Here is a 12453-nt window from a genome sequence, read left to right as displayed (position 1 = left end):
TTTCCAGAATCGTCTCGTTCAACATGATTTTTTCAAAATCATCTTTCGAAAATAAATAAAGGAGCCGGACATGTTCCGACCCAAGTTGTTGCTGACCAGCCTTGCGGCGCTTGCATTGGGTGCCTGCTCGCCATCCGACCCTCAGGCGGTCACGTCCGCAGCCATTGCCAAACAGGTAATCCTGCCGACCTACAGCCGCTGGGTCGATGCTGATCGTCAGTTGGCAACCAGCGCACTGGCGTTCTGTCAGGGCAAGACTGATCTGGCCACAGCCCGCGCCGACTTTCTCAAAGCGCAGAAGACCTGGGCCGAACTGCAACCGCTGTTGATCGGCCCACTGGCCGAGGGCAACCGCGCCTGGCAAATACAGTTCTGGCCAGACAAGAAGAACCTGGTTGGCCGGCAGGTCGAGCAGCTGGTGACGGCACAGCCGCAGATCACTGCTCAGGAGCTGTCCAAGGCCAGCGTCGTGGTGCAAGGTTTGTCCGCTTACGAATACATTCTGTTCGACGCGGAAATCGACATGGCCAATAGCGAACAGAAAGCGCGCTATTGCCCGCTGCTGATGGCAATCGGCGAGCGTCAAAAGCAGCTTGCCGAGGAAATCCTCAACAGTTGGAACAGCACCGATGGCATGCTTGCGCAACTGAGCAAATTCCCCAACCAGCGCTACGCAGATTCTCATGAAGCCATCGCCGAACTGCTGCGGGTTCAGGTCACGGCCCTCGACAGCCTGAAGAAGAAACTGGGCACGCCACTGGGTCGCCAGAGCAAGGGCCAGCCACAACCCTTCCAGGCAGATGCATGGCGCAGCAAATCGTCGCTCAGCAGCCTGGAAGCCAGCCTGATCAGCGCCGAAACGGTGTGGACCGGTGTCGACAACAAGGGCCTGCGCAGCTTGCTGCCCGCCGAGCAGAAACCGCTGGCTGACAAAATCGATGCGGCCTACGCTACCAGCCGAAAATTACTGTCGGAACTCAAGCCGCCGCTCGCCGACCTGCTGGCCACCGAAGCAGGACGTCAGCAGCTCAATGCGTTCTACGACAGCCTCAATGCGGTACACCGCCTGCATGAAGGCGAGCTGGCCAAGGCACTGGGCATTCAGTTGGGCTTCAACGCCAACGACGGCGATTGATCAAGAGGTACACGTGATGTTGCGACGTCAGGCCATGGCCCTCGGCAGTCTTTTGCTCAGCGCTTTCACGCTGGGCGGCTGGACGCTGTTCAGGCAAAAAGACTCACACCCTCTGCTGCTCTCCGCTCGTGACGATGGCGACGGCAAACACTACGCGGTGGGTTTCCGGCTTGACGGAACGCAGGTATTTGCCACCCAGGTGGGCCAGCGCTGCCACGACATCATCAATCATCCCGACCTGCCACTTGCGGTGTTCATCGCACGTCGTCCAGGTACTGAAAGCTATCTGATCGATTTGCGCGATGGCCGCTTGCTGCAAACCATCGCTTCGCAGCCGAACCGGCACTTCTATGGTCATGCGGTGATTCATCGCGACGGCGAATGGCTGTATGCGACGGAAAACGATACCCGCGACCCTGGCCGCGGCTTACTGGGTGTCTATCGATTCGTTGATCAGCGACTGGTGCACTCGGCTGAAATTCCTACGCATGGTATCGGTCCGCATCAGGTTTCGTGGATGCCGGATGGCGAAACGCTGGTGGTCGCGAACGGCGGTATTCGCACCGAAGCGGAAAGCCGGGTAGAGATGAACCTGAATGCCATGCAGCCCAGTCTGGTGATCATGCAGCGTGACGGTACATTGCTGAGCAAGGAGACACTTTCCCAGCAGATGAACAGCGTGCGTCACATGGGCATCGCCAGCGACGGCACCATCGTGGCAGGCCAGCAGTTCATGGGCGACAGCCACGAAGTAGCCGAGTTGTTGGCGATCAAACGGCCGGGGCAGCCATTTCAGGCGTTTCCGGTGGCAGAAGAACAACTGCGGGCGATGGCTCATTACACCGCAAGCGTTGCAGTGCACAGTGATCTGCGCCTGGTGGCCCTGACAGCGCCGCGTGGCAACCGGTTCTTTATCTGGGATCTGGACAGCGGTGCATTGAGGCTGGATGCGCCGCTACCAGACTGCGCAGGCGTGGGTGCGGTAGCCGACGGGTTTGTCGTGACTTCGGGCCAAGGGCGTTGCCGCTTTTATGATTGTCGCAAAGCGCAACTGCTGGCCAAGCCGTTGGATCTGCCCGCAGGGCTGTGGGACAACCATCTTCATCTGGCCCAGGTGGGATAGTCAGCAGTCAGGCAGCAAAGCGCCTCAGTTCCTGACCCCGGCCCCTTGCGCCAGGCTGTACATGAACAGCAACAGGTCATGGTCGGGCTGCACGCTCACCAGACTCTTGGCCACACGCGGCAACGGGCAATATCCCTCGCCGTGCTGTGTCGTGAGTATCTGGGTAGACGGTTGTTCAAGCGCTGCCACTGCGACGGTGGCAATTGCCAATGCACCGAAGATAAACAGACCTCTTGCCATTTCTAGCTTCATGACTCTAAACCTTTGATAGAGCTGCCAAACGCTGCCTGATAAAAGTAGATCAACTTTTGCCAGTCTGCAGCGCTGAATGACGAATGGCGTCGTAGCTGTTTCATATCATGCTGGGCCGCCCCTTGGGCTGTCAGGCGACGACGGCCTTTTTCGAGGTCCAGCAAGGCAACCTCGACTTTGGCATCCGGCCCCTCACCGGTCACACGTACAAATATGTGTTTGATATACAGGCAGCTGTGCTGCCAGCGGCCAAGGTGCATACGGGCCAGGGTAGCCGCCACTTCCTTGAGCACGAGCTCATAAAACAGCTCGCCATGCCGCTCGCGCCCTCCGCCAGCCTCCCACTTTTCTATCTCTTCGAAACCTTCCAGCGCCACCGTAACCAGCAATGCCCGCCAGGCATTGTCCTCGCCACGCTCGGCACCGCAAAACACCACTTCCGGCACAACTACGCCAAGCTTGCGCAGACCCTCAAGCGCTTCGCGCTCACGCAATACAGTCGGTCGCCCCAAGGGGTGCAGCAAACTGCGGTATATATGCCCTGTCTGACGCTTGGCATAAAGCGTTTGCCCGTTGTCCATCGTGAGCCGCTGTACACCACTCTCTCCACCTCGACGGGCATTGGGTTCTTCAACCCATTCGCCGTGCTGACTCCAGAAATGGTTGAACTCATCCTGCACCGAGTTCACAACTGGCTCTTTCAAGGACTGCAAACCCATCTGTTTACCTTTTACGTAAGACATAGACACGCCACATGGCGTACATCGGCAGAAAATCCATTCGGTTCTGGATACGAAATCCTGCCTGTTCAAATTCGGATTCTGCGGTAGCAACCGGTAACACAAAACGATTCTGGTAACTTTCCTGCCCGTTTTTCTGCAGGCGCTGTTTCTCAAGGCGTGCACGCTTCCATGCTTTGAAATTGCCATCGACCCACAATGAGACAATCACACTGTCACGGGTTACGCGCTGGAACTCACGCAATAGAGCCATCCGGTCGCTTGACTGGCCGACATGGTGCAGCAGGCGCATGCAGAAGATGCTGTCTACTGCGTTATCAGGCAGGTCGATGTCAAAGGCAGATGTCTGCAAAGGTTGTACCCTTTTTACAACTTCTGCCGGCTGTGATGCACAAGCGGTACTGAGCATGTCTGCGGAGTTGTCAGCACCGATGATCGAGCGGTTCGGTTTCTCGGCCAACAATGGCCAGAAACGCCCTGCACCGCAAGGCAGGTCCAGCACCAGGCCCGGGTCACCGGCCAAGTGAAGCGCCTTTCTCGCCAGTTGTTCATCGCGATGATGCGACAACTTGCGCCACAAACCGTCCTGATGCTTTTCAAGGTACTGACGAGCATGCGACTTGTCGTACTTGCGGGAAAACTCGAGTTCTATACGGTCGCTCATGGGAGCCGCTCCTGACGTTGATGCGGGCCAAACTAAAGGCACCGCTGTCACTGTCAGGTCATCTGAATGTGAAAATATTGTTACCTTTATACTTCAGATGTTTCGAGATTTTACAGAGAGTTAAACGCCATGTGTGACTTATCGACGAAGTGCGGTCGATTTACCGCCACACACTGAGGTAGATTTTCTCAAAATGAACGTCAGGTTTTGTTCAGGTTCAGTGTCACTTCGAACCGGCAACCGTGCGGCTCCATGGGCGTGAGATCAACGCTCCATCCCTGGTTGGCGCAGATGCGCTGCACCAGTGACAAACCAAGGCCCAGGCCTTCCCCGCGCTGCTCATTGCCACGCACAAATGGCTCGAACATGGCCTCGCGTTTTTCCTCGGGAATGCCGACGCCACTGTCTTCCACGGTGAAACTTTCGGCGTGCAGGGTCAGCGCAATGAATCCGTAATCGGTGTAGTGCAGCGCGTTGCGCAGCAAGTTGCCCATCACGGCATGGAGGAAGGTCGCGTTGTAACGAATTTCGGACAGCTGGTCATCGGCAGGTGGCGTGTAGGTCAGTTGCAGCCCCTTGCCTTCTATTGGATCACGCCATTGAGAGATCAACTGTTCAGCCACCCCGACCAGCGTGGCCTTGGGCGTCATGGCCGGATCCTCACGCTGGGTGCGGGCGAGCATCAGGAACGTTTGCACCAGATCACGCATCTCCTCGCAGGCGCGGCCAATACGCTCTACCTGACGACGCCCTCGCAGGTCGAGCGCAGGGTTTTCCAGCAGCAGCTCGCAGGAGCTGGCCAGCACCATCAGCGGGGTGCGCAGCTCATGACTCACGTCACTGGTGAACATGCGTTCACGAATCAACGCTTGCCTCAGACGCCCCAGCGTTGCATCGAACGCCACCGCCAGCTCGCCGACCTCATCAGCGGCGTAGTCAGGCGCCAACGGCGGTGCCAGCCCCAGCAACTGGTCACGGTGACGAACCTGCCTGGCCAGACGCACTACCGGCGCCATCACCCGGCGGGCCAATACCCAGCCGAGAAATACCGCCAGTGCCAACGCCAGAACAAAACCGACCAGCACGACCGCGAACAGGACCCGCTCACGCTCTTCAAAATCGCTCTGATCCTGAAGCAGAGCGTAATGCCGACCGTCCACCACCTCGATCATGGCGTGGTACGACAGTGGCCCACGGAAGACCTCATGAAAACCGGGTTCAAGGTGCCGAAGGTCTTTGGGCAGATCGAAATCGCCCGGACCGTTGCTGAAGTAGAACAACTGATCGGGCTTGGGCCGGTGGCTCCAGTCACTGACACTGTCCATCAGCATCAGGCGATTAAGGTCGCCGCCGAGGCCGGCAGAAATCAGTTTTTCTTCGACCAGATGTACCGTGGAGATGATACCGATGGCGAAAGACCCGGCGACCAGTGCGCTCATCAATGCAAAGGCAATGATGATACGTTGGGCAAGACTCTGTTTAAACTCCATCCCGGCCCTCGGCCAAGCGATAGCCCACACCGTGCACGGTCTGCAACAGCGGTTTGCCGAACGGTTTGTCGATCACCTGACGCAACTGGTGCACATGGCTGCGCAGGCTGTCGCTGTCCGGGCAGTCGTCGCCCCACAGTGCCTCTTCCAGAATCTCGCGGCGCAGTACATGCGGGCTTTTCTGCATCAGGACGGCGAGCAGCTTGAGCCCGACCGGGTTGAGCTTGAGCATCCGGCCTTCACGCGTCACCTCAAGGGTATCGAGGTCATAGACCAGATCGGCCACCTGCAACGTCCGTCGCCCGCCGCCCTGGGCACGGCGCAACACCGCTTCGATGCGCGCGGCCAGTTCGGACAGGGCGAACGGCTTGAGCAGGTAGTCATCAGCGCCAGAGCGGAAGCCTTGCAGACGGTCGTCCAGTTGATCGCGTGCGGTCAGCATGATGACCGGGGTATCACGACGGGCATCTTCGCGCAGACGCTTGCACAGCGTGTAGCCGTCGATGCCCGGCAGCATGATGTCGAGGACAATCAGGTCATAATGCTCGGTGGCTGCCAGGTGCAGTCCTGAGAGGCCATCCTGAGCGCAGTCGACGGTATAGCCTTTCATGCCCAGGTAATCGGCCATGTTCGCCAGGATGTCGCGGTTGTCTTCAACCAGAAGAATTCGCATAACGCACTCTCATATGCAGTTTGGGCTGGCGCAGCTTAAGACGAAGTGAGCGTCAGGGCCAGCGCCGATATGGTATGACGATTTTTTCACCTATGATTTACAAAGCACATGACACACTTTGAGACAAACCGTCGCACACAATGAACGCGGCATGCCTTTCACCGATCTGGATTCGATATGTCGAAAACCGTCGCCCCACCCTACTCTCGCCCAATCAATCCGTGGATTTATCTGGGTATCCCCGCTGTTGTAGCGCTGACCCTCGTACTCCTTGAGCTGACTTCGCTGGACATGGACATCGCCAGGCTTGCCTTCGATCCCGTCAGTGGGCAATTCATTGGCAGGCACAGCTATTTTCTGGAAGACGTCCTTCACGACCGCGCCAAACAACTGGTGATGGTTTTCGGCGTACTGGCCATGATCGGCTTTGCTGCGTCGTTCAAGGTAGAACGTCTGATCCCCTGGCGCAGAGAACTGGGTTGTCTGGTGCTGTCCATGGCGCTTTCAACCGCCTTCGTGACGCCAGTAAAAGTGATGACCTCGGTGCAATGCCCCTGGAGCCTAACCGAGTTCGGCGGCCAGGAAACCTACAGCGAATTGTTGAGCCCGCGCCCTGCCACCGACAAGCCAGGGCGTTGCTGGCCAGGTGGTCATGCAGCCACCGGTTTTACCCTGTTTGCCCTGTTCTTCGCCTTGCGCGACCGCCGCCCGAGAATGGCGAAAATGGGTTTGGCCCTGGCCTTCGGTTTGGGAACAGTGTTCTCCATCGGGCGGATGCTGCAAGGCGCGCACTTCTTTTCCCATAACATCTGGACTGCAGTGTTTTGCTGGCTGATCTGCCTGGGGGTTTACTACTTTGTGCTTTACCGCCCCGAACCCAAGGGTCTCGAGAACAGCAAGGTACAACCGACGCATTGATTGATCCGGCACACAAAGACCATAAAAAAACCCCGCACAAGGCGGGGTTCTTTATGGGTGTAGCTTTTCGGGGTAAAGCCGGCTTACATCATGCCGCCCATACCACCCATGCCGCCCATGTCCGGCATGCCGCCGCCTGCTGGCTTGTCTTCAGGCACGTCAGCGATCATCGCTTCAGTGGTGATCATCAAGCTGGCAATGGAGGACGCCGCCTGCAGAGCAGAGCGAGTCACTTTGGCCGGGTCAAGGATACCCATTTCAATCATGTCGCCGTATTCGCCGGAAGCAGCGTTGTAACCGAAGTTACCCGATCCCTGCTTGACCTTGTCGACAACAACGCTTGGCTCGTCACCGGAGTTGGCAACGATCTGGCGCAGAGGCGCTTCGACTGCACGACGCAGCAGAGCAATACCAACGTCCTGATCAGCGTTGTCGCCTTTCAGACCTTCGATAGCTTGCAGGGAGCGAACCAGTGCTACGCCACCGCCAGGTACCACGCCTTCTTCGACGGCTGCGCGGGTTGCGTGCAGGGCGTCTTCAACGCGGGCTTTCTTCTCTTTCATTTCAACTTCGGAACCGGCACCGACCTTGATCACTGCAACGCCGCCAGACAGCTTGGCCAGACGCTCTTGCAGTTTTTCCTTGTCGTAGTCCGAGCTGGTGTCGCCGATCTGCTGACGGATCTGGGAGATGCGCGAGTCGATATCGGTTTTGACGCCAGCACCATCGATGATGGTGGTGTTTTCTTTGTTCAGGATGACGCGCTTGGCATTACCCAGGTGTTCCAGGGTAGTGGTTTCCAGGCTCAGGCCGATCTCTTCGGAGATAACGGTACCGCCGGTCAGAACAGCGATGTCCTGCAGCATGGCCTTGCGACGATCGCCGAAACCTGGAGCCTTGACGGCTGCAACTTTCACGATACCGCGCATGTTGTTGACAACCAGAGTTGCCAGCGCTTCGCCTTCAACGTCTTCAGCGACGATCAGCAGAGGACGGCCAGCTTTGGCGACTGCTTCCAGAACCGGCAGCATTTCGCGAATGTTGGAGATCTTCTTGTCGACCAGCAACAGCAGCGGGCTGTCCAGCTCGGCAACCATGGTGTCTGGCTTGTTGATGAAGTACGGAGACAGGTAACCGCGGTCAAACTGCATGCCTTCTACAACAGACAGCTCGTTTTCCAGGCCCGAACCTTCTTCAACGGTGATAACGCCGTCTTTGGTCACTTTTTCCATGGCTTCGGCAATGATGTCGCCGATGGAGTGATCAGAGTTGGCCGAAATGGTGCCGACCTGAGCAATTGCCTTGGTGTCGGTGCAAGGCTTGGACAGCTTCTTCAGCTCTGCAACGATGGCGATGGTCGCCTTGTCGATGCCGCGCTTGAGGTCCATCGGGTTCATACCGGCAGCGACAGCCTTCAGGCCTTCGTTGACGATGGCCTGAGCCAGAACGGTAGCAGTAGTAGTACCGTCACCGGCGTCATCGTTGGCACGGGAGGCAACGTCTTTGACCAGCTGCGCGCCCATGTTTTCGAAACGGTCTTTAAGCTCGATTTCCTTGGCAACCGACACACCGTCTTTGGTGATCAGCGGAGCGCCAAAGCTTTTCTCGATGATAACGTTACGGCCTTTAGGGCCCAGGGTCGCTTTAACTGCGTCAGCCAGGACGTTTACACCGGCGAGCATTTTTTTGCGGCCAGAATCGCCGAATTTAACTTCTTTAGCAGCCATGATCATTATTCCTTGAATACTTTGTAGTAACGGAAATCAGCGGGAGCACTCAGCCTTCGACGACAGCAAGAATCTCGTTCTCGCTCATCACCAGCAGGTCTTCGCCGTCTACTTTCACTGTGTTGCTGCCGGAATAAGGGCCGAACACAACCTTGTCACCCACTTTCACAGCCAGCGCACGTACTTCGCCGTTGTCCAGCACGCGGCCGGTACCCACAGCAACGATCTCGCCGCGGTTAGGCTTTTCAGCAGCCGAACCTGGCAGAACGATACCGCCGGCAGTTTTCGTTTCTTCTTCACTGCGACGGATTACGACGCGGTCATGCAGAGGACGAAGCTTCATTGTCGATCTCCTGATTATGTTTGTTTGATCGTCCGGTGAGTGCACCGGCCGGTTTAAATCCGGACTTGCCGGTTACGGTTCGACGCGCGAACCGCAGAATACGGTCTGGCCTTCATGCCAGAAACCTTGCGGTGACCCATACATAAGGGCGAGCAAAGTGATTACAAGTCTTGGGCAAAAAAATTTTACAGCCCAATTGCCACCCCAAAACGAGCGCGGCACCCGAAGGTGCCGCGCTGCCGGGGGTGTAACGGCTACTTGTCGCGATGTTCGAACTCGCCTTCGATCACATCCGGCTCGCGGGTCGGCTGGTGAATGGCATTCGGGCGATGGCTGGCAGGTCCCTGATTGGCCTGAGTCTGCAGATCATCGGCGAAGGCGCGCTGACGCATAGCCTGATCCTCTGCACGGCGACGAACCTTGTTGATCAGCAGACGACGAGTAATCGGCAGCAGACAGATCACACCCAGAATGTCACTGATGAAGCCGGGCAACAGCAGTAGACCGCCACCGACGGCGACCATTAGGCCTTCAAGCATTTCCTGGGCAGGCAGCTCGCCACGCGCCAGACTTTCGCGCGCACGCAGCGCCGTGGCAAAACCGGCTACCCGCATGACGAACAAGCCGAGCATGGACGTCGCGACGACCAGCAGGAAGGTCCAGAGAAAGCCGATGGACATCCCGACACGAACCAGCAGAAACAGCTCAAGTACCGGGAATAATAAAAACAGCAGCAAAAAAACACGCATCAAATGAGTTCCTCAAGGGAAGAATGCCTTCCGAGTAGACCGTATGTGATGTCAGAAGGTCGTTAATTCAAGCTCCCTGCGCTTGGGTAACAGCTCAATTATGCGCATAAGTCAGCTGAACCTGGGCTTCACAAACGTGTATCGGTGTATTTCAGGGCCAGACGGCAGACCCGAGACGAACGCGCAAAAACAGCCTATAACGTGCTCTGGCTATGGCATAAGCACTCGCATCAAGCCAGTGATGCCATGGAAACGATCAACTGTGATTGGGCACGCACATGGAATTGAAAGACAAGCTGATAATTATCACCGGCGGATGCCAGGGGCTAGGCAGAGCCATGGCCAAATATCTGGCTGGCAAGGGCGCGAACCTGGCACTGCTGGACCTGAATCAGGACAAGCTTGATCAGGCTGTCGCAGCCTGTGAGGCGCTCGGGGTCAATGCTCGCGCCTATCTATGCAATGTCGCCAATGAAGAACAGGTCGTCGACACAGTCAACAAGGTCGCCGAGGACTTCGGGGCCATTCATGGCCTGGTCAACAACGCCGGTATTTTGCGTGACGGCCTGCTGGTCAAGGTCAAGGATGGCGAAATTACCAAACTGAGCCTGGCGCAGTGGCAGTCGGTAATTGACGTCAACCTGACCGGCGTATTCCTCTGCACGCGCGAGGTAGCGGCGAAAATGATCGAGCAGAAGACTCAGGGCGCGATCATCAATATCTCGTCGATTTCACGGGCAGGGAATATCGGACAAACCAACTATTCGGCAGCCAAGGCCGGCGTTGCCGCTGCGACCGTTACTTGGGCAAGGGAACTGGCACGCTACGGAATCCGCGTGGCGGGCGTGGCACCTGGGTTCATTGAAACCGAAATGACCGAAAGCATGCGCCCCGAAGCACTTGAGAGGATGACCTCGGCCATCCCGCTCAAGCGCATGGGCAAACCGGACGAAATCGCCCACTCGGTGGCTTACATTCTTGAAAACGATTATTTCAGCGGCCGCATACTGGAGCTGGACGGCGCGATGAGAATCTAGTCAACCCATCCTGGCAGAGCGATGCACACAGTGCGCATCGCTCGCCACGTTGCTTACCAGCTCACACCGAAACCGGCGGTGTAGCGGGTCTTGTCCACGTCGCCGTTATCCGAGCCACTGATGATGTTTTTCTCGGCCTTCAGGTTAAGCGATGCCCAGTCGGTAACCTTGTAGCGCAGCCCGGCTTCGACATCCATGGAGTAATCGGCAACGCCACTCAACGGCTTGCCCAGCTCGCCGTTGCTGAAGAACTCGAACTTCTTGCCGATCAGGTAGCGGTTGTAATCCCAGGTACCTGCGACCGAATAGAAGTTTTCCTTCTGGCCATTGGAGAATTCGAAATCTGTGCGGTTAAGCAGCGCACCGACCTTGAAGGCTCCCAGCTCGTCATCCCACAGCTGGTAACCAGGACCTGTACCGACAACACGCTGACGCGACAGGTCTTCGATCTTGTCGCGCTTGTAGGTCACGCGAGCATCCCAGAAGAATTTCTCGGTCAGGAAGCGGTCCAGCGAGTATTCGGCGCTCCAGTTGTCGGTGCCGACCACATCATCGGTCGTTTCGCGGTTGTAATCGCCTTTGGCGTTATGGCGCCATTGGCCGTGACGCGCTGAAGTCTTGAAGGCAATGTTGTAGTCATTGGTGTCGTTTTCTGCCTGCTGGAAATCCAGCGCCGCATCGATATTGCCTTTCCAGACAAGATCAGTGATAACCGGCTTGGGCTTGATGATCTGATGGATACTTGCCAGTTCGACGGTCTTGGGTGCATCGCCATTAGCCAGCACGACCTTGCCATCATCGGCAGCCTGCAACGACTTGGAGACTTCGCCTGTGTGCTCATCCTGCTTTACCAGCAGTGGCTGATCGCTTTGCAGGGTTTTGACCTGCTTCCAGTCCAACGGAATAGCGCCGCCGTATTCGGTCTGCAACAGTAGCTTGCCACCATCGAACACTTTGATTGTGCCAGTCAGCCGGTCACCGTTCTTCAACCAGACAGTGTCGGCAAGCAATGGAGTGGAAACGGTAGTAATTGCGAGGCACAGCAGGGTTCTGGACAACATAAGCGGTAATCAGGCTCTGTTTGGCGGGAAGGCGGGCATCATCCTGCAGAAGAACATCAAGGCAATCTCAATCCATGGACCGCCGGACACGGTGATAACAGACAGCAGCGATCAACCAAAGTTCCGCGAACGACAATCAATATCGTTTTATACAGGATAAACGCGTGACCGACCCGGACTTGACACTTCTTTACCCTGGCGAGCAGTCAGCTACAGAAATACGACGTACAGCCCTCTACCTGACGATGGCGCAAATACCGGAGGGCAAAGTGGTCGCTTACGGTCAACTGGCTGAAATGGCAGGGCTGGGCAGAGCTGCGCGCTGGGTGGGCCGTACATTGAGTCAGTTGCCGGACGGCTCTTCCCTGCCCTGGCATCGGGTGTTGGGGGCCGGCGGTCGGCTCAGTCTGCCCGCTGGCAGTGTGTCCGGTGACGAACAGCGAGCCCGTTTACGCGCCGAGGGCGTTACCATTCGGAATAATCGGGTGGATATGCAGCGCCATGGCTGGCGTCCCCTATAGCACAGCGGTTAGAGTGCGCC

Annotated in this window: 14 protein-coding genes; 5 read left to right on the top strand and 9 right to left on the bottom strand. The window is 57.1% G+C overall.

The window, feature by feature from the left end; translation table 11 throughout:
- Window positions 1-70 precede the first annotated feature (70 nt).
- On the top strand, window positions 71-1135 hold the full coding sequence (locus tag RYB09_RS07370; protein WP_058400735.1) for an imelysin family protein: 1065 nt from the start codon (window positions 71-73) through the stop codon (window positions 1133-1135).
- 16 nt (window positions 1136-1151) lie between these two features.
- Window positions 1152-2258, top strand: a complete 1107-nt coding sequence (locus tag RYB09_RS07365) for a DUF1513 domain-containing protein (protein WP_316887743.1) — start codon at window positions 1152-1154, stop codon at window positions 2256-2258.
- Between the two features lie 24 nt (window positions 2259-2282).
- On the opposite strand, the gene RYB09_RS07360 is transcribed toward RYB09_RS07365, so the two are convergent.
- The 5 genes from RYB09_RS07360 to colR form a co-directional block, all read right to left on the bottom strand.
- On the bottom strand, window positions 2283-2510 hold the full coding sequence (locus tag RYB09_RS07360; RefSeq protein WP_002555016.1) for a hypothetical protein: 228 nt from the start codon (window positions 2508-2510) through the stop codon (window positions 2283-2285).
- Complete coding sequence (locus RYB09_RS07355) at window positions 2507-3229, bottom strand: lipopolysaccharide kinase InaA family protein (RefSeq protein WP_058409279.1); 723 nt, start codon at window positions 3227-3229, stop codon at window positions 2507-2509. Before RYB09_RS07355 ends, RYB09_RS07360 begins: the two co-directional genes overlap by 4 nt.
- Before the next feature lie 4 nt (window positions 3230-3233).
- Complete coding sequence (locus RYB09_RS07350; protein ID WP_002555018.1) at window positions 3234-3914, bottom strand: class I SAM-dependent methyltransferase; 681 nt, start codon at window positions 3912-3914, stop codon at window positions 3234-3236.
- A gap of 200 nt (window positions 3915-4114) precedes the next feature.
- Window positions 4115-5404, bottom strand: a complete 1290-nt coding sequence (locus RYB09_RS07345) for a sensor histidine kinase (RefSeq protein ID WP_002555019.1) — start codon at window positions 5402-5404, stop codon at window positions 4115-4117.
- Window positions 5394-6077 carry a two-component system response regulator ColR gene (gene colR, locus RYB09_RS07340; protein WP_002555020.1) on the bottom strand — a complete coding sequence of 228 codons (684 nt, stop codon included), beginning with the start codon at window positions 6075-6077 and terminating at the stop codon, window positions 5394-5396. Before colR ends, RYB09_RS07345 begins: the two co-directional genes overlap by 11 nt.
- A gap of 177 nt (window positions 6078-6254) precedes the next feature.
- Between colR and RYB09_RS07335 the strand changes: the two genes are divergently transcribed.
- On the top strand, window positions 6255-6995 hold the full coding sequence (locus tag RYB09_RS07335; protein WP_058400732.1) for a phosphatase PAP2 family protein: 741 nt from the start codon (window positions 6255-6257) through the stop codon (window positions 6993-6995).
- Between the two features lie 83 nt (window positions 6996-7078).
- On the opposite strand, the gene groL is transcribed toward RYB09_RS07335, so the two are convergent.
- The 3 genes from groL to RYB09_RS07320 form a co-directional block, all read right to left on the bottom strand.
- Complete coding sequence (groL, locus tag RYB09_RS07330; RefSeq protein ID WP_002555022.1) at window positions 7079-8722, bottom strand: chaperonin GroEL; 1644 nt, start codon at window positions 8720-8722, stop codon at window positions 7079-7081.
- 49 nt (window positions 8723-8771) lie between these two features.
- Window positions 8772-9065: a co-chaperone GroES gene (locus tag RYB09_RS07325; protein WP_003304675.1), complete on the bottom strand. Its 294-nt coding sequence runs from the start codon at window positions 9063-9065 to the stop codon at window positions 8772-8774.
- Window positions 9066-9319: 254 nt separating this feature from the next.
- The gene (locus tag RYB09_RS07320; protein WP_002555024.1) at window positions 9320-9814 is read right to left on the bottom strand and encodes an FxsA family protein; all 495 of its coding nucleotides are present in this window, start codon (window positions 9812-9814) and stop codon (window positions 9320-9322) included.
- A 278-nt stretch (window positions 9815-10092) separates the two neighbouring features.
- On the opposite strand from RYB09_RS07320, the gene RYB09_RS07315 reads away from it, so the two are divergent.
- Entirely contained in the window at window positions 10093-10851 is a 759-nt protein-coding gene (locus RYB09_RS07315; protein ID WP_057401643.1) for an SDR family oxidoreductase, read from the top strand.
- 53 nt (window positions 10852-10904) lie between these two features.
- Here the strand turns inward: RYB09_RS07315 and RYB09_RS07310 are convergent, their stop codons facing one another.
- Window positions 10905-11912: a DUF481 domain-containing protein gene (locus tag RYB09_RS07310; protein ID WP_002555026.1), complete on the bottom strand. Its 1008-nt coding sequence runs from the start codon at window positions 11910-11912 to the stop codon at window positions 10905-10907.
- Between the two features lie 164 nt (window positions 11913-12076).
- On the opposite strand from RYB09_RS07310, the gene RYB09_RS07305 reads away from it, so the two are divergent.
- On the top strand, window positions 12077-12433 hold the full coding sequence (locus tag RYB09_RS07305) for an MGMT family protein (RefSeq protein ID WP_057401642.1): 357 nt from the start codon (window positions 12077-12079) through the stop codon (window positions 12431-12433).
- Window positions 12434-12453 lie beyond the last annotated feature (20 nt).

The organism is Pseudomonas syringae group sp. J254-4 (assembly GCF_032586855.1).
Lineage (GTDB): Bacteria > Pseudomonadota > Gammaproteobacteria > Pseudomonadales > Pseudomonadaceae > Aquipseudomonas > Aquipseudomonas amygdali.
The sequence above is the reverse complement of the archived record's forward strand: the minus strand, read 5'-3'. Positions and strand labels throughout refer to the sequence as shown.